This is a genomic window from Flavobacterium glycogeni, from assembly GCF_048286775.1.
Lineage (GTDB): Bacteria > Bacteroidota > Bacteroidia > Flavobacteriales > Flavobacteriaceae > Flavobacterium.
This window is the reverse complement of sequence record NZ_JBLVPV010000008.1, coordinates 80499-103375: the sequence shown is the minus strand read 5'-3', so window position 1 is coordinate 103375 and position 22877 is coordinate 80499. Positions and strand designations below refer to the sequence as shown.

General features: G+C 35.4%; 22 protein-coding genes. 12 read left to right on the top strand and 10 right to left on the bottom strand.

From position 1 onward, the window contains the following. The first annotated feature begins 24 nt into the window (after nt 1-24). From ACNQGX_RS08775 to ACNQGX_RS08735, 9 genes are all read left to right on the top strand, one after another. Entirely contained in the window at nt 25-2715 is a 2691-nt protein-coding gene (locus tag ACNQGX_RS08775; RefSeq protein WP_417975523.1) for a GH116 family glycosyl-hydrolase, read from the top strand. Between the two features lie 4 nt (nt 2716-2719). Beyond that, a complete protein-coding gene (locus ACNQGX_RS08770; protein WP_417975522.1) occupies nt 2720-3307 on the top strand; it encodes a hypothetical protein in 588 nt (195 codons plus the stop codon). A gap of 98 nt (nt 3308-3405) precedes the next feature. Continuing rightward, complete coding sequence (locus ACNQGX_RS08765; RefSeq protein WP_417975521.1) at nt 3406-3900, top strand: FKBP-type peptidyl-prolyl cis-trans isomerase; 495 nt, start codon at nt 3406-3408, stop codon at nt 3898-3900. Nucleotides 3901-3933: 33 nt separating this feature from the next. Beyond that, nucleotides 3934-4707, top strand: a complete 774-nt coding sequence (locus ACNQGX_RS08760) for an SDR family NAD(P)-dependent oxidoreductase (protein WP_417975520.1) — start codon at nt 3934-3936, stop codon at nt 4705-4707. Continuing rightward, nucleotides 4700-5599 carry an SMP-30/gluconolactonase/LRE family protein gene (locus tag ACNQGX_RS08755; protein ID WP_417975519.1) on the top strand — a complete coding sequence of 300 codons (900 nt, stop codon included), beginning with the start codon at nt 4700-4702 and terminating at the stop codon, nt 5597-5599. The genes ACNQGX_RS08760 and ACNQGX_RS08755 overlap by 8 nt, the downstream gene beginning before the upstream one ends. Before the next feature lie 23 nt (nt 5600-5622). Continuing rightward, entirely contained in the window at nt 5623-6627 is a 1005-nt protein-coding gene (locus ACNQGX_RS08750; protein ID WP_417975518.1) for a PfkB family carbohydrate kinase, read from the top strand. A gap of 29 nt (nt 6628-6656) precedes the next feature. Then, entirely contained in the window at nt 6657-7343 is a 687-nt protein-coding gene (locus ACNQGX_RS08745) for a beta/alpha barrel domain-containing protein (protein WP_417975517.1), read from the top strand. 72 nt (nt 7344-7415) lie between these two features. Beyond that, complete coding sequence (locus ACNQGX_RS08740) at nt 7416-9068, top strand: sodium:solute symporter family protein (protein WP_417975516.1); 1653 nt, start codon at nt 7416-7418, stop codon at nt 9066-9068. Between the two features lie 11 nt (nt 9069-9079). Beyond that, nucleotides 9080-9274 (top strand): hypothetical protein, encoded by a 195-nt coding sequence (locus tag ACNQGX_RS08735; RefSeq protein WP_417975515.1) that lies wholly within the window; start codon nt 9080-9082, stop codon nt 9272-9274. 111 nt (nt 9275-9385) lie between these two features. On the opposite strand, the gene ACNQGX_RS08730 is transcribed toward ACNQGX_RS08735, so the two are convergent. Next, a complete protein-coding gene (locus ACNQGX_RS08730) occupies nt 9386-10354 on the bottom strand; it encodes a hydrogen peroxide-inducible genes activator (protein WP_417975514.1) in 969 nt (322 codons plus the stop codon). A gap of 219 nt (nt 10355-10573) precedes the next feature. Here ACNQGX_RS08730 and ACNQGX_RS08725 point away from each other — a divergent pair, with 219 nt between their 5' ends. The 3 genes from ACNQGX_RS08725 to ACNQGX_RS08715 all read left to right on the top strand — a co-directional run bounded on the left by ACNQGX_RS08725 (nt 10574) and on the right by ACNQGX_RS08715 (nt 13268). Then, nucleotides 10574-11377 carry an alpha/beta hydrolase gene (locus ACNQGX_RS08725; protein WP_417975513.1) on the top strand — a complete coding sequence of 268 codons (804 nt, stop codon included), beginning with the start codon at nt 10574-10576 and terminating at the stop codon, nt 11375-11377. 137 nt (nt 11378-11514) lie between these two features. Beyond that, nucleotides 11515-12204 (top strand): alpha/beta hydrolase, encoded by a 690-nt coding sequence (locus ACNQGX_RS08720; protein WP_417975512.1) that lies wholly within the window; start codon nt 11515-11517, stop codon nt 12202-12204. A 404-nt stretch (nt 12205-12608) separates the two neighbouring features. Continuing rightward, nucleotides 12609-13268 (top strand): M15 family metallopeptidase, encoded by a 660-nt coding sequence (locus ACNQGX_RS08715; RefSeq protein WP_417975511.1) that lies wholly within the window; start codon nt 12609-12611, stop codon nt 13266-13268. Nucleotides 13269-13272: 4 nt separating this feature from the next. Here ACNQGX_RS08715 and ACNQGX_RS08710 read toward each other — a convergent pair whose 3' ends face one another. From ACNQGX_RS08710 to ACNQGX_RS08670, 9 genes are all read right to left on the bottom strand, one after another. Next, a complete protein-coding gene (locus tag ACNQGX_RS08710; RefSeq protein ID WP_417975510.1) occupies nt 13273-13839 on the bottom strand; it encodes a hypothetical protein in 567 nt (188 codons plus the stop codon). A 2-nt stretch (nt 13840-13841) separates the two neighbouring features. Continuing rightward, complete coding sequence (locus ACNQGX_RS08705; RefSeq protein WP_417975509.1) at nt 13842-15023, bottom strand: class I SAM-dependent methyltransferase; 1182 nt, start codon at nt 15021-15023, stop codon at nt 13842-13844. A gap of 2 nt (nt 15024-15025) precedes the next feature. Next, the gene (locus tag ACNQGX_RS08700; RefSeq protein WP_131915893.1) at nt 15026-16117 is read right to left on the bottom strand and encodes an AI-2E family transporter; all 1092 of its coding nucleotides are present in this window, start codon (nt 16115-16117) and stop codon (nt 15026-15028) included. A 75-nt stretch (nt 16118-16192) separates the two neighbouring features. Beyond that, entirely contained in the window at nt 16193-17140 is a 948-nt protein-coding gene (locus ACNQGX_RS08695) for a zinc metalloprotease (RefSeq protein WP_417975508.1), read from the bottom strand. 223 nt (nt 17141-17363) lie between these two features. After that, nucleotides 17364-18323 carry a zinc metalloprotease gene (locus ACNQGX_RS08690; protein WP_417975507.1) on the bottom strand — a complete coding sequence of 320 codons (960 nt, stop codon included), beginning with the start codon at nt 18321-18323 and terminating at the stop codon, nt 17364-17366. A 260-nt stretch (nt 18324-18583) separates the two neighbouring features. After that, complete coding sequence (locus tag ACNQGX_RS08685; RefSeq protein WP_417975506.1) at nt 18584-19528, bottom strand: zinc metalloprotease; 945 nt, start codon at nt 19526-19528, stop codon at nt 18584-18586. A 540-nt stretch (nt 19529-20068) separates the two neighbouring features. Next, a complete protein-coding gene (locus ACNQGX_RS08680; RefSeq protein ID WP_417975505.1) occupies nt 20069-21016 on the bottom strand; it encodes a zinc metalloprotease in 948 nt (315 codons plus the stop codon). Between the two features lie 490 nt (nt 21017-21506). Beyond that, nucleotides 21507-22145, bottom strand: coding sequence for a DUF4159 domain-containing protein (locus ACNQGX_RS08675; protein ID WP_417975504.1), 639 nt, complete (start codon nt 22143-22145; stop codon nt 21507-21509). Between the two features lie 18 nt (nt 22146-22163). Further along, complete coding sequence (locus tag ACNQGX_RS08670) at nt 22164-22874, bottom strand: 16S rRNA (uracil(1498)-N(3))-methyltransferase (RefSeq protein ID WP_417975503.1); 711 nt, start codon at nt 22872-22874, stop codon at nt 22164-22166. Nucleotides 22875-22877 lie beyond the last annotated feature (3 nt).

Below are 22877 nucleotides of genomic sequence, written 5' to 3'. Positions count from 1 at the left end.
CAACCGACTTAAATCAAACATTTTATGCCAATTAAATCAATACAGCGACGTGATTTTTTAAAACAAACCAGTATTCTTACCGCTGGGTTGCTAGCTTCCCGTATGCAGGTTATCGCAGGTCCTTTTGCACCGGGTGAATCGGGCAATGGAAACATTCCGCTGGATAAAAAATTAGATCCTGAATGGATAAAATCATTATACAAACGAGGAACGGTTACCACTTATCTCAAAAGCAAAAATGAGTTGCAATACATCGGCATGCCTGTGGGTGGTATCAACTGTGGTACTGTTTATTTACGAGGCGATGGCAGGTTATGGCTCTGGGATATCTTCAACAAAAACCAGGAGGGCATTGAACCAAAGGAGGTAGAAATGCAATGGACAGGTAGTGCAAAAATTCGTCCACGTGATGGATCGGCCTATGTGGCACCGGCCAAAGATATTTATCCGTTGGAACAGGGCTTTGCTGTAAAAATAGAATACGCCGGTAAAAGCATTATAAAAAAACTGGCACAAGAAGATTGGGATGAGATCGCTTTTGAAGCCACTTATCCATTAGCCACCATCCGATACATTGATAAGGATCTTCCAGTAGAAATTTCACTGCAGGTATATTCTCCTTTCATTGCGTTGGATGAAGATAATTCCGGTTTACCCGCTACTGTTTTTTCATTTCATATCAACAATAAATCAACAACACCAGTAAAAGTATCGGTGATAGGTTGGCTGGAAAATAAGACGGCTATTTATTCTGCCAAAAAAGAAGAGCAGGAGCGTTTTACTAAAACCCTGTCTGCAAAAGGGTTTCATGCAGTGGAAGGGGGGGTACGTAATAAAAATAATTTTGCAACGGATATTCAACAACAGCCGGATTATGGAACCATGTGCATTGCATCATTGAATAATGCAGCGAAACTGAATACAACTTTATCATGGCCATTATCGGAAAATTCCTTTGATCATTTTGCCAATAATGAAGCGGTAAAAGCAACAGATGAAAAATTGATTGGTGCAGTCATCAATCAGCACCAACTGTTGCCCGGCAAAAATGTTTCTTCCCATTTTGTTATCAGTTGGTACTTCCCGAATCTGAAATTGAAGGGTATCGAAGGTGAAGGACGTTATTATCAAAATAAATTTAAATCGGCTGGTGAGGTATCCAGTTATATTCAACAGAATTTTAAAAAGCTGTCATCACAGAGCAGGTTGTGGAAAGAGACTTGGTATGATTCTACTTTGCCCTGGTGGTTTTTGGAAAGAACATTTTTGAATATTTCCACTCTCGCCACAACTACGTCCCATCGTTTTGATTCTGGTAGATTTTATGGATGGGAAGGAGTAGGCTGTTGCCCAGGAACCTGTACTCACGTGTGGCAATATGCCCAGGCGGTTGGCAGAATTTTTCCTGCATTAGAAAGAGATACGCGTGAAAGAGTTGATCTGGGACTGGGTTTTGTAGAAGAGAATGGGATGATATGGTTTAGGGCTGAAGCAGCAAAAAGCCCTGCTATTGACGGACAAGCCGGAACAATTTTACGCATCTATCGGGAACACCAGATGAGTGGTGACGATACATTCCTTAAAAACAATTGGGAGAAAATTAAAAAAGCAATTCAGTTTGTCATCAACCAGGATAAAAATAAAGACGGAATGGAAGACACACCAATGGAAAATACGTTGGATGCGGTGTGGGATGGAGAGATTGCCTGGATCGTAGGCTTGTGCATTGCCGCTGTAAAAGCTGGTGAAATGATGGCGAATGAAATGAATGATGTTTCTTTTGCTTTGGTATGTAAAGAGTATGTGGAGAAGGGAAGAAAAAACATGGAAGAAAAATTATTTAACGGCGAATATTTTATCCATCGTCCAGATGCAGAGAAAGGAAGGAAAAATAGTGGGTCATACAACACTTGTCATATTGACCAGGTGTATGGACAAAGTTGGGCTTTTCAGGCAGGATTAGGAAGAATATTGGATGGAGAAAAAACAAAAATGGCCTTACAATCTTTGTGGAAATATAATTTCACACCTGATGTAGGTTCTTATATTAAAGAGCATACAGGTGGTCGTCCCTATGCATTGGCGGGAGAAGGTGGTATGATTATGAACACTAATCCAAAAAATGAAGACAAACCTTACGGTGAAGGGGTGACGTGGCAGCTAGGATATTTCCATGAATGCATGAGTGGTTTTGAGCATCAGGTAGCAAGTCACTTGATGGCTGAGGATATGACCGATGAATCATTGGTTTTAACAAGAGTGATTCATGACCGCTATCATGCATACAAACGAAATCCGTTTAATGAAATTGAATGCAGTGATCACTATGCCCGTGCAATGGCAAGCCATGGTACATTTATTACGGCTTGTGGCTTTGAATATCATGGACCAAAGAGTTTTATCCGGTTTGCACCTAAGTGGAATAAGGAAAATTTTAAAGCACCGTTTGTTACGGCAAAAGGCTGGGGATCTTATTCGCAGAAAATTCAAAGTGGTAAACAAGCGCATCGTTTTGAAGTTAAGTATGGCGCACTGCGTTTACAAAAAATAAGTCTGCAAAAAATAGGAGAACTGCCGATAAAAAAAGTTATTGCAGTTATCGGTACACAAAAGATACAATTGAAATACCAGAAAAATGGAAATGATATCCTGCTGGATCTCATTAAACCGTTGACTATTCAAACCAATGAAACACTGATCATCACTATTCAATAATATTATGCTACTTAAAAAAAATATACTTTTATTGATCGCTGTAATGGCTTTGCTGTCTTGTAAGCAATCATTAGATACTGCAAAGCAGACTGATACTGCAAGCAAAGATTGGAAAACAGAATTTGATCAAACACTACCCTTGCTGGGTCATCGTAACTGGATTATTATAGCTGATAAAGCTTATCCACAACAGAATGCCGCAGGCATGGAAGTGATTAACACGAACGAAAATCTTTTGACTGTTTTAAAATATGTGTTGTATCAGGTGAATACGTCTACACATGTAAAACCTATTATTTACCGGGATAAGGAATTGCAATTTATTACTGAAGAGCAAGCAAAAGGTATAGGGGCATTCCGGACTGAATCAGAAAAAATGTTAAATATTGGACAGGCGGCGTTAGGAGTCCAGACCCAAACTATCCTTCATGATTCTGTTTTTACAAAATTAGATGAAGCGTCAAAATTGTTTAAGATATTGGTGTTAAAAACAAATGAAACAATTCCTTATACTTCTGTTTTCCTACAACTTGATTGTTCGTATTGGAATGGAGAGAAGGAAAAACAATTGAGAGAAAAGATGAAGCAGTGAGTAGTAATGTGAAAATGTGAGAAATCCCGAAGTAAGTTCGGGGCAAGTTATGAAAATAAAATGCCTATCAATCCATATTGACCACTAAACAGAACAACATGACCGTAACAAATAATAAAGTAGTAAGCATCCATTATCGTGCAACTGATAATGATGATAACATAGTTGATGACAATGAAGAATTTGCTCCATTGGAATACCTGCATGGATATAACAATATTCTTGCAGGTTTGGAAAAAGCATTGGAAGGCTTGGAGGTTGGACAAGAAACGCAGGTGACACTTGCACCGGCAGACGCTTATGGTGAATATGATGCAGGAAAGTTGACAGAAGTAAACCGTGCTGTTTTTTCTGCTGATGCAGATGAGTTACAGCCCGGTGTTATTGTTGAATCCTCCGACGGAATGGAATTGCTGGTAAAAGATGTAAATGAGACAACCATTACATTGGATGGCAATCATCCTCTGGCAGGGGCAACACTTCATTTTACAATAAAAATAGTTTTCATCCGCGAAGCAACGGCGGATGAATTACAACATAAACATCCAATCTCACAGCAAAATGAAAGTTGTGAGCCTGGCTGTTGTTGTTAATCTAAAATTTGACTTTACACTAAAAAACGAAATATGTTTCAGATTGATCTTACAGGAAAAACAGTGTTGATAACTGGCGTTACAAATGGCATCGGAGCCAGTATCGCAAAAATGTTTGCCAAAGCCGGAGCAAATGTATCTGGTTGCGCTACATCGGCAGATGGTAGTGAATTTATAAAAGCGACTGTTGAAAATTCAGTAAAAGGGATGTACATGCAATGCGATGTAACCAAAGAAGAAAGTTTACGAAAGTTTGTTCAAAATACAATTGAAACATTTGGAAGAATTGATGTGCTTATTTCCAATGCCGGTGCGAATGTATTTGAAGGGGCAGCTAATTGCGATGAAGAACATTGGCAACAAAATATGGAGCTGAATCTTGCTTCGCACTGGCGGTTGTCAAAGTTATGTAAACCATATTTAGAAAAGAACAATGGAGTTATCATCGTCATGACATCCAATCATGCGTATTCGAGCATTCCCGGATGTTTCCCTTATAATGTTACCAAAACTGCATTGACAGGATTGGTTCGCAGTTTGGCCATAGAGTGGGGACCAACAATTAGAACCGTTGGTATTGCTCCTGGTTTTATTGATACGCCTGGCAATCAAAACTGGTTTGATTCCTTTCCGGATGCCGCAAAAGAGCGACAAAGGACCATTGATTTGCATCCTGTAAAAAAGATTGGGTCGCCGGAAGAAGTGGGAGCTTGGTGTGTGTTTTTGGCAAGTGAATATGCCTCGTTTGCCAGTGGTGTAACTTATTTATTGGATGGAGGGCGTAGTGCGTTAATGCAGGATGAATAAGAAAGGATTGATACAAACATGGAAAGCATTGCCTTTATGCAAAACCGAATTACTTCTTGGGGAAGGGGCACATTGGTACTCCGCTTGGAAGAAATTTTTGTATGTGGATATAGAAGGAAAAAAAGTGGGATGCATTGATCCTATTACTAAAATTACAGAAGAAATGAATATTGGCGAAAGAGTAGGAACTGTTGTGCCGGCAGATAATGGTACTCTTGTTCTTGCATTGGAAAGTTCAATAGCGTCATTAAATTTTGACACGGGAGAACTGAAAGAATTGATTCAAATCGAAGTTGATAAACCAAATAATCGTTCTAACGATGGTAAATGTGATTCGCTTGGAAGACTTTGGATAGGAACAATGCACGAAGAGGCAAAAGGTGCTGAAGGGGTCCTGTATTGTTTTGATGGAAAAAGTTTGATAGAAAAAATACCTAACCGAAAAGTGTCGAATGGTATTTGCTGGAGTAAGGATAATAAAACAATGTATTACATAGATTCTTTTGATTATAATATCAAAAGGTATGACTTCGATTTGATTAACGGTACCATCTCAAATGAGAGCGTTGTTGTTGGGGTGACAGAACCTGGTTTCACACCGGATGGAATGGCTATCGATGAAGAAGGAATGTTATGGGTAGCTATGTGGGGGGGCAGCTGTATTAATAGATACAATCCCTTTTCTGGTGAATTAGTGGGAAAAGTGGAAGTTGATGCTCCCCATGTTACCTCTTGCGCTTTTGGAGGAAATAGGATGCAACAATTATTTATCACAACAGCCAGAGTCGGACTGGATCAAGCGCAATTACTGCAATATCCGGATAGTGGCTCTTTATTCCTTGTTGATGTGGGAATCAGGGGAATGGAAGTGCACCAATTTGGACCCCAATAGTAACAAAAAACAATCAATTTAGGATGAAGGAAATGATTTTATTCGGGGAATATTTATTAAGGTTAACTCCACCAGGGAGCAAAAAAATTTTGCAGGCTGAAAATTTGGAGATGCATTGGGCGGGTTCCGAAGCTAATATTGCTGTTTCATTGTCCTTATTTGGAGAAAGAGTACGTTATATAACCGCTTTGCCGCCAAATACAATTGCGCAAGCAGGGATTACACAACTTCACCGTTATGGCGTACCTACTACAGTTATTGAAAAAGAAAATAGCCGTGTCGGGATTTATTATTACGAAAGTGGTGTCGGAGCCAGACCTGGCAGGGTAATTTATGATAGGGATTATTCGGCTTTCAGTATGTTGAAAGAAGGAGAGGTCGACTGGAAAGAAGTTTTTGCTACGGCTGATTGGTTTCATTGGAGCGGTATTAGTCCTGCTTTAAACGAAAATCTGGTAGCAGTTTGTTTAGGTGCTTTGGAAGTTGCAAAACAAAATGGTGTGATGATTTCGGCCGATTTTAATTATCGAAGTACCTTATGGCAATATGGAAAACCCAGCAGTGAAATAATGCCAAAATTGCTCAGCTATTGCGACGTGGTTCTTGCTGACGTTGATTCCGCAAAATTGTATTTCAACATCAATCCTGACGAGAATAATTTGGTAGAAAGTACTTGTGCTTTATTGAAGGAAAAGTTGCCAAATGTTACGTATATAGCCATGACAATGCGTAGTCAAAAGAGTGCATCTTCAAACGGCTATATGGGTTATCTGTGGCATAACAATGAAATAGTTTCCTCCTCGGAATATAGTATAGACAGTATCGCTGAGCGTATTGGAGCAGGCGACGCTTTCATGGCCGGACTGATTTATGGTTTACACCAAAATCAACCCTTGCAACAAGTGATAGAATATGCAACAGCTTGTGGAGTGATGAAGCACAGTATAGTTGGGGATATGAATGTTGCTTCAAAAGAAGAAGTAGAAATGATTATAAAGCAAAAAGGCAGCGGAAGAATTATCCGTTAATCTTTTTGAGAATTAAAATAAAATTAAATATGGCAGTTTTAAAACCATTGGAAATCCAGAAGTACATTTTAAAGGAAAAATTTATTCCCTTGTACACTCATACAGATGTAGAAGTGTGCAAAAATGTAATGCGTATATGTTATGAAAACGGAATAAAAGTGTTTGAGTTTACCAATAGGAACGCAAACTCTTTCGAAATTTTTATTGAATTAAAGGAATATCGTGATGCAGAACTTCCTGAAATGAAGATTGGAATTGGAACCATTAAAAATGCAGACCAAGCGAAACGATTCATAGAAGCTGGAGCCGATTTTCTTATTTCACCGGTTGTTTTGGAAGAAATCCAAGAAGTTTGTAAAAAGGAAAATATATTGTGGATTCCTGGTTGTGCTACACCGTCGGAGGTTTGTTTGGCAGAAAACTGGGGTTTGTCATTGGTCAAAATATTTCCTGCAAAGCAATTGGGAGGGCCTTCTTATATAGAGGCGATAAGAGCGGTATTTCCGGAAATGCAGTTTATGGCAACCGGAGGAGTTGAAGCCAGTAGAGAAGAGGTACAAAAATGGTATAATGCCGGTGTATCATCGGTTGGTTTAGGATCTCAATTATTTCCTAAAGAAATGATACGAGAGAAAGCATATGAAAAAATGAGTGAACATTTATCGGTTCTGGTGAGTGAGTTTGATTTACTAAAAAGAAGTGCTGCAGACGTCTAGTTAAGTGGATTAAAATAGAATACAAAGACAAGTATTCTTTGAGAAAAAATAATAATAAAAAGAACGATTGTTATGAAATTGGAATTAATTGATTACCTCATTATTGGCATATATTTTATTTTTGTAATTGGGATTGGCTTTCTGCTGAAACGGAAAGTAAAAACGGGAAATGATTTTTTAATGAGTAACCGTAATATTCCGTTATGGATTACCAGTCTCGCTTTTATTTCTGCCAATTTGGGTGCGCAGGAAGTATTGGGTATGGCTGCAAATGGTGCAAAGTATGGATTGTATACGGCCCATTTTTATTGGTTGGGAGCTGCATTGGCAATGATTTTTTTAGGTATTTTCATGATGCCGTTTTATTATGGAAGCAAGGCACGCAGTGTGCCGGAATACCTAAAACTTCGTTTCGATGAAAAGACCAGAACCTTCAATGCGCTCACATTTGCGGTAATGACTGTTTTTTCATCAGGTGTTTCTTTGTATGCTTTAGCCATGCTGATGGAAGTGGTGTTAGGATGGAATTTTGATTTGTCAATTTGGGTTGCTGCAACTGTGGTGTTCATTTATATTTTCTTGGGAGGACTGACTAGCGCCGTCTATAATGAGGTATTGCAATTCTTTTTGATTGTATTGGGAATAGCACCTTTGGTTTTTATAGGTTTGGATAAAGTAGGAGGATGGGAAGGAATTGTTCAAAATGTCGACGATGTGAAACTTCATGTTTGGAAAGGATTGGATAGTCCCACCAATAATCCAATGGGGGTGGATGCCTTTAGTATGGTCTTTGGTCTTGGATTTGTCTTGGCTTTTGGATATTGGTGTACCGATTTTTTGGTGGTACAAAGGGCCATGATCAGTAAAAACCTAAGCGATGCTCAAAGAACACCCATCATTGCTGCCATTCCCAAAATATTGATGCCAGCAATTGTTATTCTTCCTGGGATAATAATCCTTGCTTTGCAAAGTAAATTTACTGGTTTTGATCTTCCAACTAATCCAAATGGAGATCCAAATTATAATATGGTATTGCCTATTTTGTTGCAAAAACTGTATCCAAACGGAATATTAGGAGTGGGAATTACCGCTTTAATTGCTTCGTTTATGAGTGGAATGGCAGGAAATGTCACCGCTTTTAATACCGTATGGACATTTGATATTTACCAATCGCATATAAAGAAAAACGGCTCGGAGAAGCATTATTATTATATAGGAAAAGCCGCTACTGTAGCCGGAATATTAATTTCGATCATGACCGCTTATGTTGCCCGTGGTTTTAACAATATAATGGACTTGTTGCAACTGGTATTCAGTTTTGTAAATGCCCCGCTTTTTGCCACTTTCTTTTTAGGGATGTTTTGGAAACGTACTACCGGTCATGGTGCCTTTTGGGGATTACTTGCCGGTACAGGTACTGCAGCACTTACGCATGGTTTGACTGTAGCCGAGGGTAAGGGAGGTTGGATAACCAATATGCATGAATATTATTCCGGTACTGGCCAAGCTTTCAATATTGCATGGATTTCATTTATAGCCTGTTTTGTAGTTACCATATTAATTAGTCTTGTGACTCAACCCAAGCCAGAAGAGGAATTGGTTGGTTTGGTTTATAGTCTTACTCCAAAACAAAAGGATTCCAGTAAAGTTTGGTACAAAAACCCGCTTTGGCTGGGTGTAATAGTGTTAGTGGTTACTCTTGTATTTAATATAATCTTCTTCTAAAAGTATTTACTATGAACAAATTATTTGATTTACGTTTTGTTATCGGGCTTTTCTTCCTGATTATAGGGTTATTATTGTTAGGTTACGCTTTCCTTTCGGATGCTACAGAATACAAAATGAAAGTCAATCTTTATTGTGGATTGTTATTTTCTTCATTTGGATTGGTTATGTTTATGTTGAAGCAGAAAAATAAAGAAGACGCATAGTATAGATTTAAAGAGGCAATTTTTATTTTAAGATTATCTTTTTTATACAAGACATTTTTTAACAAATGATAAAATTAAACTTGTTCTCCCTGAACACGCGTTAAGTCTAATTTAAAATTTGCTGACAGCTTTGATAAAGTAAGGAGAATCATTCCACCTGATCTTGCGATAGGCAAAATTTTGCTGCAGTGGTTCAGGTAAAGAATTCCAAATTGCTTCGTTCATTTTCTCCAAGAGTAATTTTTTTGAAAAGGTATCCGAAACTACTAAACTGATCTCTCTGATTGGTTTAGGATCTTTAAAATGCTTAAATAGCCCAGTTTCAATTTCGTTAATCATTGAAAGTTCTGGTATTATAGCAAATCCCAATTGTGCGCGAACCAGATTCTTTAAGGTTTCGATTGAACTAATGTCGTAGCTAAACTGTTTTTTAATTTTTTTTAGATTCTTTAATTGGCAAATATCCAGCAATTGCGCATTGTAGCAATATTCATTTTGCAATAGTAATAAATTGGACTTATCACATTCCTGTAATTCATAATGAGTGTCTGCTGCCATCGGATGGTCTGGATTCAGGTAGGCTACAAAGGGTTCTTTGAATACAGGATATTCAATCAGATTAGGATTTCCGGTAGGTGTTGACATTATTGCAACATCCAGTGAGCCGGTCTGAATATCCTTCATGAGCTGTCCCGTGTTAGCTTCCTTAATGATATAATGCATCTTTGGAGTTGCTTGTTTCATTGCTTTAATAAATAGCGGAATCAGATATGGTGATAATGTTGAAAGTATTCCAAGTTTCAGTTCGCCTTCGAGCATATTTTTTTCATTTATCACAAAATCCCGGATTTCATCTACTTCACGGAGGATTTTTTTTGCTCGATTTATAATTTCCATGCCGAGAATTGTGGGTGTTAAAGGCACTTTATTTCTGTCAAAAATTTTTATTCCGATTTCTTCTTCAAGATTTTTAAGCTGTATAGTCAATCCCGGCTGTGTCACCATGCATACTTCGGCAGCCCTTGCGAAGTGGCGCTCTTCATCCAATGCTGTGATATATTTTAATTGTTGTATAGTCAAGATTATAATTTTTATTTATAAAGATATAAAATTATTAATTTGATTTATGAATGTTAGCGATATAAATTTGTCCTATCAAATAGGGAATGAAGGTTTGAATTCAGGAATACCGGAAAACATCAAAAGCAAAAAGCTGTCCGATATCATAACTGTTAATGCACCACATTAGTATCAAACAATAATAGCTCTATACAATTACTAACAATTAAAATTTAAAAAATGAAAGCAGTTTCTTTAAAAGATCAAATGAATCGTTTCTTTATGTTTGCAGTACTACTCTTCAGTTTCTTATTTGCATCGACAATTACAAACGCACAAACTGCAAATGCAGCAGTTAAAAACGTAGTTCTTGTGCATGGTGCTTTTGCTGATGGTTCTGGGTGGAAAGCACTTTATGAAATATTAAGCAAGAAAGGGTATCATGTAACGATTGTGCAAAATCCGCTCACCTCTCTTGAGGATGATGTTACCGCAACAAAGGTAGCATTAGACAAACAGGATGGTCCAACAATCCTAGTCGGCCATTCGTATGGTGGTGCTGTTATAACAGAAGCAGGTAATCATCCCAATGTTGTAGCGCTAGTCTATGTTGCAGCTTTTCAGCCTGACAATGGCGAATCAGCACTGCAATGGGTGCAAACTGTACCACCCGCTCCTGAAAACGGTATATTGCCTCCAGATGCTAAAGGCATTGTTTATTATGATCAAGCCAAATACCATGCTGGTGTATGCGCCGATCTCCCTAAAGACGTAGCAGAATTTATGTATGCATCACAAGGAGCTTTTTACGGCAGAGCATTTGCAACACCGATTACAAATGCAGCATGGAGAAATAAGCCTACTTATGCAATCGTAGCAACAGACGATAAATGTATTGCACCAGAAATCCAACGCAATATGTACAAACGTTCTCATACAAAAGTTACTGAAGTAAAAGGCAGCCATGTAATTTATATGTCACAGCCAAATGCAGTCGCTAATGTAATTATTACAGCAGCAAAAGATATGCATTCCAAAAAGTAATATATTTTTAAACAAGAGTGTGATTGTCAGTAAATTGTGAATAATCAACTAAGAGTTTTTTGCGAAAATATGATTGTTTTTTATTAATTTTATTCACAGTTCAAAAAAAAGTTTATAACATTAAAAATAGTATAATTATGAAAAAAGATTTGACTATTATTTTGGTACACGGTGCTTGGGGAGACGGTTCTCATTGGCAACATGTAATCCCTGCTTTAGTAAAAGAAGGTTACAAAGTTCGTAGCGTTCAAAATCCTTTGACCTCGTTGCAAGACGACATTACCAAAACAGAAGATTTGATTGATGCACAAGACGGCAAAGTTTTGTTAGTTGGACACTCGTATGGTGGCGCGGTAATTTCAGGTGCTGGAAATCATGACAAAGTAGTAGGGCTGGTGTACATTGCTGCATTTGCACCTGATGCAGGAGATAGTTTAGGCGCCCTTTTAGGACGAAGAGCTTCTCCAGGAGGAGCCAGTATTTATCCTGACTCTAAAGGTTTTTTATGGATTAAATATGATGAATATCACAAAAATTTCTGTCAAGACTTAAATGAAGAAGATACCTTGGTAATGTCTTTAGCACAAAGACCCATACACGGACAATGCTTTGGCGATGTAGCAGGTGAACCAGCGTGGAAAACAAAACCAAGTTGGTATCAAATTTCTAATCAAGACAATATGATTCCTGCGGAAACAGAGAAAGAAATGGCAGAAAGAATGAACCCTAAAAAAATCATTCGACTCGATGCCGGACACGCTTCTTTGGCCTCTCATCCGAAAGAAGTAACGGCACTTATTTTGGAAGCAGCAGCAACTTTTTTATAAATTGAAAAATTTACTACCGCTAGCGGTTTGTCGTTGGCGGTAGTATAATGCTTTTCAAACTATTTCTACTGATGACAATAAATTTTTAATAGTAGAGCAATTACTCAAATCATTAATTGACCATTCCGAGCCTATCCCCAATAATTGCTCGGAATGGAGTTCAATTGAACAATTAGAAAATGATTTATTATCGGTTTGTAGCAATTAAAATCATTACCATTTCAAATGTATTAGAACCTTTGCATTTCAAAACAATCAGCTAAAAGTTTCAAATCTTCTAGTAAAAGGTTCGAATTTTGTACCATAAGGTTCACTTAAAACGATACTAGAAATAGTATCGTTTTTTTGTTTTTATATTTCCTGAAATCCCTTTAATTATTCTATTTTTATAAAAAATAGTGTTTATGACTTTCTACTTCAAACCATTTGTACTTCTTTGTTCTGTTTTTTGTATTGTTTCCTGTAAATCGCAAACCATCATTTCTGACGCTCAAGAAAAAAAAAGTCCAATTATCAGTGATACTACATTTGTAAATTTAAAAGAGTATAGTCAGGATTTTATCTACGATATGAAGTATGCAACGCCTGATAATTTCCTGAAGGCAAAAGTGTATGATTGTGCCGAATGTTTTTTACGTTTAAAAACTGTTACTGCACTTGTTGAAGCTAATAAGAAGTTTATAAAAAAGGGCTACAAAATCAAAATTTTTGACTGTTACCGCCCTTTGGATATTCAGAAAAAAATGTGGAAAATTGTATCTAACCCGGAATATGTAGCTGATCCTGCCAAAGGTTCTATCCACAATAGAGGAGGAGCAGTAGACATTACTCTGGTTGATAGCAATGGGAAAGAATTGGATATGGGGACTTCTTTTGATTTTTTTGGAATCGAAGCCAGTCACAATTACCCTAATGTTTCGAAAGTAGTAAAAGAAAACAGAATAGTATTGAAAACAATTATGATAAGTAGTGGTTTCAATTCTTTTGATTCAGAATGGTGGCATTACAATTTGAAGACAGGTTTGAATGATAAAGTTTCTAATGTTAAGTGGGATTGTAAATAGCGACTTATTCAATACATTTTAAGTTATCGATAAAGTAGGTTTCCGGATTGTAGATTTCATTCGTTAATTCTGATTTAAACTCTTTTTTGAAGATATAATCTTCCGTATCCGTCAAATATTTAATGCGCATCATAGAAACCGGGGAGTTTTTTAATTCTTCAAAGCTATCTTTCGTAAACATAAAAATCCCTGAATTAATTCTATTGTCAAATCCTTTATCATCGCGTATCAGGGTGCCACAGTTTTCTTGATTGATATGTATCAACGTGATTATTTTTCCATTGTTTAATTGTAAAAACAATTTAGAATTTTCATCAAAACAATTCGCTTTCAAAAAGTCTTTACTTTTTTGAAGGAATTGTACACTTAATGTTGGTAAGCCATCCGTTAATGCCAAAGAATAAAAAATATAACTGGAATTTCCGGCAAAATTTTTCTCACTAATCATGTATTCTTTTGTCGATTTGTAAGTACCTAAAGAATCGGTAACATTTGTGCTGTAATCACATGGTTTTTGAGCAAATATATGCAGACTGAAGAACAATAAAGTTAGGGTAATAACGTATTTCATTTTTATGATATTTTGGTGCAAATTAAAACAATTTTATGATTATTTTCATCAGTTGTAAAAAAACAATATACATTTCCTCCGTCTTTTATTTTCCATTTTTTTCGAATGCTTTCTACGCTATCCGGAAAATTTCGGGTGGTGATATTCGCTTGAGTCTTTTCTAAATAACTTTTCATTTCCGTTTTGTTGTAAGGAAATGTATTTTGAATTTCAAAAACGCGCCCTGGAAAGGATATTAAAGTAGTTGATGTATATAAATGGGAATGTTTGTGTAGTTTATTTAGATTATAAAACGAGCCCACTTTATCAAATCCACCAGATTTCATGATAGCACTATTGGGTTCGTATAAATACTTTTGTGGTAGATTAAAGTTCGAAAATTTAGAATCCTCGCCCAAAATAAATTCAAATGTTTCCATTTTATCCTTTAAAATATTAACGGTTTTAATATTTATATTTCCAGAATACCCTTTGTGTAATTCCCATAATAGTTCTTTTACTTCGTTCTCTAAGGCTACAATATGAATCGTATTCACGTGTCTTAATTCGGATAAACCCGCTGAAATATCAAGAAGAGGTGCTGTTTTTATTAAAACAGCATTTGAATTGGTGAAATAAAAATCAAGATTTTCAGGAACATTTGGCAAACAATCGTTAAGCATAAATACTTTTCCTTTGGCATCATTTCGTCTGGAAGGATCAATGTAAATCCAGTCCCATTTTGAATTTAAAGAGGACAAAGTTGCCAAACTGTCTCCAGCATAACAGGTGATATTGGAAATATTTAATTGTTTGAAATTGTGCTGTACGAGATTTGATAGCTCTGGATTGATTTCACAATGTGCAACCGTTTTTATTTTTTTTGCAAAATAATAATCATCAACTCCAAAACCTCCCGTTAAATCGATTAGAGATTCGCCAGATACAATTGAAGCTTTGTAGGCTGCTGTTTTTTCGGATGAAGTTTGTTCTATTGAAATTTTATTTGGATAAATAATGTTTTTGGTCGAAAACCAATTCGGCAATTTGTCTTTAGCTTTTGTTTTAGCTTCTATTTGGTTCAAAATAGAAATCCAATCCACATCTTGAAAGGGATTTTTTTGAAGTGCTAACTTCGAAATGCTTTTGCCAATATTATCATTGATAAACGCCTGTATTTCGGCATTTAGAATCCTTAAATCCAAAATTAAATATCTTTAGTTAATAGTTGAATAATTTTGTTTTCAGGAAAGAATTCTTTTCCTATCACTTTTATTATGGTGTATAAAGGTACTGCCACAATCATTCCTAATATTCCAAAAAGGAAACCTGCAATTAAGATTACAAGAAATATTTCTAAAGGATGTGAGCTTACACTCTTTGAAAAAATAATAGGTTGAGATAAATTATTATCGATTACTTGAACGATCCAAAAACCGATTAGCACATAAATAGTTGAAGGTAAAATTTCAGATTGAAAATCACTTCCTAAATTACTCAACATAGTTAAAATTGCGGCTAAAAAAGAGGCTATCAGTGGGCCAATGTATGGAATGATGTTTAGTACAGCGCATAAAAAAGCAATAACAAGAGCATTTGGAACACCAAAAATGATTAAAACTATAAGGTATAAAAGGAATACAATAAATAATTGAAGCAGCAGTCCAATGAAATATCTGGATAACAAGTGGTTTATTTTTTCTAATGAATTCAAAATTTGGTCTTCATGGCTGTCTGGAATTAATTTTTTTGCTCCGATGATAAACATTAATCGATCTTTTAAAAAGAAAAAAGTGATAAATAAAACGGAACCTAATCCCATTCCAAAACTACTGATGGTGCCTAGAATTGCATTTAAAAAATTGGGGATACTATTGAAATTTATTTTAGAAGTGATGTTGGCCTCCTTTAGCAATTTTGAGGAATCAATCTGATGACTTTCTAAAAATAAGGTAAGTTGATTTATTAATTGAATTATATTTTTTTCAATCTCTGATGTATTAAGAAGCGATAAATTTTGTCCTTGTGATGAAATTAAAGGGATAAACATCATTATGAATCCAAATATGATCAATATGAAAATAAATAAAGTCGTAATAGTTGCAAAGAGATGATTGAATTTTAATCTTTTTTTGAAAAAGTCTAAAATAGGGTTTCCAATCAATGTAAGTATAAAAGATACAACAAGATAAATCAGTACGGATTGTATTTGGTAGAAAAAGAATAAGATTAAGCTAACAAAAACTAGTGTTAACAATGCTCTAAGAATGCCATTTGAAATGGTTTTGGATGTAATCATGTCTTTACTTTAGATTGTAAATATAAAAAAAACTCGCTAACCAGTAGCGAGTTTTGAATTCTAAAAACTGAAAAATTATATTCCGAAACCTGCTCTTGCTCCGCCGGAAACAAATAAAGCTGACATTCTTGTTTTTTGACCATTAGTGAACATATACATTCCTCTATCATCCGTATAATCCATGTAGTTCATTGTCATTTCTGCATGAGTTGGTAAGCACGTGCTTATATATGGATATGTAGGAGCTCCATAATTTGCAGTTTTGTGGATAGGCGTATCATTGACCAAATCGTTTCCACAAGAAGCATCACCCCAAATGTGTCGAAGGTTCATCCAGTGACCTACTTCGTGAGATGCAGTTCTTCCTAAATTATAAGGGTAACTTCCAGAACTTGATAAACCAAAATAGAAAGAATCAATTACAACTCCATCAGTTGCTAATGAACCACCGGGAAACTGTGCATAACCTAAAATCCCGTTTCCTATTTTACAAGCCCAGATATTTAGGGTTGTGGTTGGTGAAGTTGGATTTATACCTCCTTTTTTTGAATTTTTCATGGCATCTCTAGTTCCCCAAGATGTTTTAGTTGTAGATTTTCTAACAATATTTGTTAACTCAAAAGTGATATCAACATTTGCTGCTACACCAGCAAACTCAGCAGGAATGCTTCCGAAATCAGAGTTTGTAGCAGTGAAATCTTTATTTAAGACATCAATTTGTGATTGTATTTGAGCATCAGAGATATTTTCAGCGGCAGTTCTGTATAATACATTAACGACAACCGGAATTACAACTTTACCATTTACTAAACGGTTTGTTAATATTGCTTTTTGTGTAAAAGCTTCAATTTGATCCATTCGTAGCGCTAAAGTAGGATCAGCTTTTAATTGCGCCTCAAGTACTTCCTGCGATGCGCAACCACGTTGAACAATTGCGTCTGTAGATGGGACGGTTGGGGTCTCTTCATTTTGACATGAAAAAAGCATTAGAAATGCGGCTGCAGATAAAATAATTTTTTTCATAATTGTGGTTTTTTTTAAATTGTAAATGGTTGTTAATCAGACTAATAATCAATAAATTTACAATTAATTTTTTATTAATTTATTAATGTTTAAAAATAAATTTGTATCATCGCAATGGTATGGCAGAAGGAGGGAGTTTTTTGTAAAAGAAAAATTTACTGGCGATTATTCAAAAAAAAACTCGCTAACCAGTAGCGAGTTTTAAATTCTAAAATCTAGAAAATTATATTCCGAAACCTGCTCTTGCTCCACCGGAAACAAAAAGTGCAGTCATTCTTGATTTTTGACCATTAGTGAACATATACATGGCTCTGTTCACGGTGTAATCCATATAGTTCATTGTCATTTCTACCGGAGTTCCAGGGCAGGTACTGTAATGAGGATAAGCAGGAACACCTTGATTTGCGGCATTGTGTGTTGGAGTGTCAGAAACCAAATCATCTCCACAAGTGGCATCACCCCAAATATGGCGTAAATTCATCCAGTGCCCTATTTCATGAGTTGCAATTCGTCCTAAATCATACGGAAAATTTACAGATCCAGATAATCCAACATTTTTTGAATCAAGCACAACTCCATCAGTAGCATCTAATCCTCCCGGAAATTGAGCATAACCTAAGATTCCACCACCAATTGTACATACCCATAAATTAAGTTTTGTAGTTGGTGAAGTAGGATCTAAACCTCCACGTTTTGTTTTTTTCATTGTATCTGTAGTTCCCCAAGTTGTTTTTGTAGTAGATTTTCTGTTGATACCTTCTAATACAAAAGTAATGTCAATATTGGCTGCCACTCCTGCGAATAATTCAGGGATGCTGTTAAAATCAGTGTTGGTTGCAGTGAAATCTTTGTTTAAGATATCAATTTGCGATTGTATTTGAGCATCAGAAATGTTTTCAGCGGCAGTTTTGTATAATACATTTACTATTACTGGAATTACAACTTTACCATTCACTAAGCGGCTTGTCAGCTTCGCTTTTTGTGTAAAAGCTTCAATCTGGTTCATTCTTAAAGCCAATGTAGGATCTGCTTTCATTTGTGCTTCAAGCACATCATGGGAAGCACATATGCGATTTTCAAAATTATTAGACGATAATGCTTTAGTGTCAGATGAATCAATACCATCATTCTGACAGGAGAAAAGCGTTAGAAATACTGTTGCAGTTAAAATAATTTTTTTCATAATAATAGTTTTGGTTATAAAAATTAAGGTTTTGATTATTTATATACTCTCGATTGGATTCGTTTTCTTATTGCTGTACTATTAAATGTCTGTATAGTATAGATTAAAATAAAACACATGGATTAAATAAACATAGATATAAGAAAATGGATTTAGCTTTATTAATGATTGGAGGTCATTTTTTCTAATAGCCTTTTTCGAAGACAATGATAAAAAAAAACTCGCTAACCAGTAGCGAGTTTTAAAATCTAAAAAAAAAATTATATTCCGAAACCTGATCTTGCTCCACCTGTAACAAATAAAGCATCCATTCTTGATTTTTGACCGTTAGAGAACATGTACATTCCTCTATCATCTGTGTAATCCATGTAGTTCATTGTCATTTCTACTGGAGTTCCAGTACAAGTGCTGTAATGAGGGTAAGCTGGAACACCATAGTTAGCAGTATCGTGTGTAGGCGTGTCAGAAACCATATCACTACCACAAGAAGCATCACCCCAAATGTGACGTAAGTTCATCCAGTGACCTACTTCGTGAGTAGCAGTTCTTCCTAAATTGTAAACACCAGAAACTGTTCCAGTACGTCCAAAAGCATTGTTGTCGATTACAACTCCATCAGTTGCAGAAGAACCACCAGGAAATTGTGCGTACCCAAGGATACCACCACCCATATTACAAGACCACATGTTTAATACTGTTGTAGGCGTTGTAGGAGCAATTCCTTTAGTTCCACTTTTCATAGCGTCATTTGTTGACCAAGAAATTGTTTTTGTAGATTTTCTAACTACATTTTCTAATACAAATGTAATTCCAACATTTGCAGCAACTCCGGAGAATAAAGCAGGAGTGCTACTAAAATCAGCGTTAGTTGCATTGAAATCTTCGTTCAACACATCAATTTGTGATTGTATTTGAGCCAGTGAGATATTCTCAGCAGCAGTTCTGTACAATACATTTACTACCACTGGAATTTCAACTTTACCGTTTACTAAACGTCCAGTTAACATTGCTTTTTCAGTAAAAGCTTCAATTTTACTCATTCTTAACGCTAATGTTGGATCAGCTTTCATTTGTGCAGCTAGAACTTCTTGAGAAGCACAACCGCGTTGAGATACAGCACTAGTTTCTGGAGCTGTTTCTGTTACTTCATTTTGACATGAGATAAGCATCAAAAGTGCTGTAGCAGATAAAAGAATTTTTTTCATAATAAATTTGTTATAAATTAATGGTTTTGGTTAATTATAGCGCAATTCTATAACAATTTTTTGAAAAAAAAAAGTTTATTTTAAAAAAATACCCAAAAAAAAATCATTCTGCCAATTTTACTGCTTTTAGCTGATTTCAGGGCTTTTTAATTTGCAGTACTTTCATACAAGTTTTTTTTGTAAAATTTGAACGCTGAAAATGGTAGTTATAATTAAATTATTTATGATATATTTTATCATTAAGTAAAAAAATGTCATAAATGTGTATATAATCAGTATTCTCGATTTTTATTATGAATAATCTTTTTAGAAGTTATTTTCATCAATTCTGAAGGATAGTTGGTGTAGTTTTTTTTAAAATTAAATCATTTAATAAATGATTTGCCCTGAGAATAGCAAAGAATTTATCCTTCCCGATTTTCATCAAATGGAGTTTGTCTGACAAAAGATAATGCTGTTTTCGAGCACCTATTTGGACATATTACTAAATAAAAAAGAGAGCCAATTTTGGCTCTCTCCCTTTCATTTAAATAAAGAAAATTATATTCCGAAACCTGCTCTTGCTCCACCTGAAACAAAAATAGCAGCCATTCTTGATTTTTGACCGTTAGAGAACATGTACATTCCTCTATCATCAGTGTAGTCCATGTAGTTCATAGTCATTTCTACTGGAGTTCCAGTACAAGTGCTGTAATGTGGATACGCTGGAACACCATAGTTAGCAGTGTTGTGTGTAGGTGTATCAGAAACTAAATCACTTCCGCAAGTTGCATCACCCCAAATGTGACGTAAGTTCATCCAGTGACCTACCTCGTGAGTAGCAGTTCTTCCTAAGTTATAAGGATAAGCACCACTTCCGGATAATCCGAAATATTTTGAATCAATTACAACTCCATCAGTCGCTGTTGATCCACCAGGAAATTGTGCGTAACCAAGGATCCCGCCACCTATAGTACAAGCCCACATGTTAAGTGTTGTTGTTGGTGAAGTAGGATCTAAACCTCCTTGTTTTGTTTTTTTCATAGCGTCTCTTGTACCCCAAGATGTTTTAGTAGTAGATTTTCTGTTTACTGTTTCTAAAACGAAAGTGATACCAACATTTGCAGCAACTCCAGAGAATAGAGCAGGAGTACTATTAAAATCAGAGTTAGTTGCATTAAAATCATCGTTCAATACATCAATTTGGGATTGAATTTGAGCATCAGAAATGTTTTCAGCAGCAGTTTTGTACAATACATTTACTACTACAGGAATTTCAATTTTCCCATTCACTAAACGACCAGTTAGCATTGCTTTTTGAGTAAACGCTTCAATTTCGTTCATTCTTAAAGCTAATGTTGGGTCAGCTTTTAGTTGTGCTTCAAGAACTTCTTGAGATGCACAACCGCGTTGTGCTAAAGCACTGGTTTCCGGTGTTGTTTCTGTTGTGTCATTTTGACAAGAGAAAAGCATCAATAATGCTACGGCAGATAAAAGAATTTTTTTCATAATAATTTTGTTAAAGATTAATAGATTTGGTTAATTATTTAACAATTTTATAACATTTTTTTTGCAAAAAAAATTTTATTGAAAAAAAATCCACCAAAAGAAAAACATTCTATCGATTTTACTGCTTTTAGCTGATTTTGAGGTTTTTAATTTGCAGTACTTTCATACAGGTTTTTTTGTGAAATTGGAGTGCTGAAAATTATAATGAAGTTATTTAAGATATATTTTGTCATTAAATAAAACAATATCGTAAATGTGTGTGGAATTAATGTTTTTGATTTTTGTTGAAAATAAACTTTTTCAAGTTATTCTTCCTTATTTTTAATGACTGTAGGTGTACTATCTATTTCTTTGAGTTTTTTTTGTTTGTCAGAGTTCGGATTTTTTTTTAAAATTATTTCGCTTAAAAAATATCTTTAAATGAAAACGGCCTATTCAAATCTAAAATTGAATAGGCCGTTTTAAAATGGAATTTGGAAAAATAGAATTCTTAATTATTAAAAATATAATTAAGAATATTAGCACCCATTTTTAATGCTTTCTCCCGAACGTCAATGGGATCGTTATTGACTTCCGGATCTTCCCAGCCGTCACCTAAATCGCATTCGTACGTGTAAAGCAGTACTAATTTGTTTTCTATAAATATTCCGAAGGCTTGTGGTCGTTTTCCATCATGCTCATGTATTTTTGGCAATCCGTTTGGGAACGAATATGGTTTTTGAAAAATGGCATGATTGGCAGGAATTTCGACCAAGTTATTATTTGGGAATATTTTTTTTATTTCTTTTCTTATATATTGATCCATACCGTAGTTGTCATCAATGTGAAGAAATCCTCCAGCGAGTAAATAATTTTTAATATTGACTGTGTCAGCATCATTAAAGGCAACATTTCCATGCCCTGTCATGTGAACATAAGGATACGAAAACAAATCGGGGCTGCTGGGTTCAACAGTGGATGGTTTTGTTTTTATTTTGGTATTGATATTGGCATTACAATATTTTATCAAGTTGGGTAAAGAAGTAGGATTTGCATACCAATCCCCTCCACCGCTATATTTTACCAAAGCAATTTCTTGTGAAAATGTTGGTATTGAAAATAATAACAGTAGATAAAATAGTTGTTTCATAATGATATAAATCAGTTCTTATTCTCCTTCATTAACGAAAATCACGCTATGACAGGCTACAATTGCTGCAGTTTCAGTTCTTAATCTAGTATTGCCTAATGAAACTGGAATAAAGTTATTTTCAAGAGCTAAAGCAATTTCTTTTTCGGAAAAATCACCTTCTGGTCCTATGAGTAATGTTACATTTTCATTGGGTTTCAAAACTGATTTCAGTGTTCTTTTATCTGTTTCTTCGCAATGTGCAATCAGTTTTAACCCTTCTCTTTCAAGTTTAATAAATTCTTTGAAGGTCACGGCATCATTCAATTTGGGTAAATACAATTCATTAGATTGCTTCATGGCAGCCAACAAAATTTTATCAAATCGTTCAGTATTGATAACTTTTCGCTCAGAATGATCACAGATAATAGGCGTGATTTCGTGTATGCCTATTTCGGTTGCTTTCTCCAGAAACCATTCGTAACGATCATTCATTTTAGTGGGTGCTACCGCCAAATGCAAATGAAATTTTGAAGCCGCTGCTTTTTCAAATGAAAGGATTTTAACGGTGCATTTGCTATCCGAAGCTAATGTAATTTCAGTTTTGAATAGAAAACCTAAGCCATTGGTTACAAATAATATATCGGTATCTTTCTTGCGTAGTACTTTAATAATATGTTTGCTTTCTTCTTTGTCAAAAGAAAAAGTTTCAGTAGATTCAGTAATATTTGGATTGTAAAATAATTGCATAAT

Coding starts and splice junctions, on each gene's coding strand:
- ACNQGX_RS08700 (WP_131915893.1), bottom strand. CDS start 16,117: ATGATTACATCCAAAACCATTTCAAATGGCATTCTTAGAGCATTGTTA.
- ACNQGX_RS08755 (WP_417975519.1), top strand. CDS start 4,700: ATGAATAAGAAAGGATTGATACAAACATGGAAAGCATTGCCTTTATGC.
- ACNQGX_RS08720 (WP_417975512.1), top strand. CDS start 11,515: ATGAAAAAAGATTTGACTATTATTTTGGTACACGGTGCTTGGGGAGAC.
- ACNQGX_RS08750 (WP_417975518.1), top strand. CDS start 5,623: ATGAAGGAAATGATTTTATTCGGGGAATATTTATTAAGGTTAACTCCA.
- ACNQGX_RS08725 (WP_417975513.1), top strand. CDS start 10,574: ATGAAAGCAGTTTCTTTAAAAGATCAAATGAATCGTTTCTTTATGTTT.
- ACNQGX_RS08670 (WP_417975503.1), bottom strand. CDS start 22,874: ATGCAATTATTTTACAATCCAAATATTACTGAATCTACTGAAACTTTT.
- ACNQGX_RS08740 (WP_417975516.1), top strand. CDS start 7,416: ATGAAATTGGAATTAATTGATTACCTCATTATTGGCATATATTTTATT.
- ACNQGX_RS08715 (WP_417975511.1), top strand. CDS start 12,609: ATGACTTTCTACTTCAAACCATTTGTACTTCTTTGTTCTGTTTTTTGT.
- ACNQGX_RS08690 (WP_417975507.1), bottom strand. CDS start 18,323: ATGAAAAAAATTATTTTAACTGCAACAGTATTTCTAACGCTTTTCTCC.
- ACNQGX_RS08770 (WP_417975522.1), top strand. CDS start 2,720: ATGCTACTTAAAAAAAATATACTTTTATTGATCGCTGTAATGGCTTTG.
- ACNQGX_RS08745 (WP_417975517.1), top strand. CDS start 6,657: ATGGCAGTTTTAAAACCATTGGAAATCCAGAAGTACATTTTAAAGGAA.
- ACNQGX_RS08765 (WP_417975521.1), top strand. CDS start 3,406: ATGACCGTAACAAATAATAAAGTAGTAAGCATCCATTATCGTGCAACT.
- ACNQGX_RS08775 (WP_417975523.1), top strand. CDS start 25: ATGCCAATTAAATCAATACAGCGACGTGATTTTTTAAAACAAACCAGT.
- ACNQGX_RS08685 (WP_417975506.1), bottom strand. CDS start 19,528: ATGAAAAAAATTCTTTTATCTGCTACAGCACTTTTGATGCTTATCTCA.
- ACNQGX_RS08680 (WP_417975505.1), bottom strand. CDS start 21,016: ATGAAAAAAATTCTTTTATCTGCCGTAGCATTATTGATGCTTTTCTCT.
- ACNQGX_RS08695 (WP_417975508.1), bottom strand. CDS start 17,140: ATGAAAAAAATTATTTTATCTGCAGCCGCATTTCTAATGCTTTTTTCA.
- ACNQGX_RS08760 (WP_417975520.1), top strand. CDS start 3,934: ATGTTTCAGATTGATCTTACAGGAAAAACAGTGTTGATAACTGGCGTT.
- ACNQGX_RS08710 (WP_417975510.1), bottom strand. CDS start 13,839: ATGAAATACGTTATTACCCTAACTTTATTGTTCTTCAGTCTGCATATA.
- ACNQGX_RS08735 (WP_417975515.1), top strand. CDS start 9,080: ATGAACAAATTATTTGATTTACGTTTTGTTATCGGGCTTTTCTTCCTG.
- ACNQGX_RS08675 (WP_417975504.1), bottom strand. CDS start 22,145: ATGAAACAACTATTTTATCTACTGTTATTATTTTCAATACCAACATTT.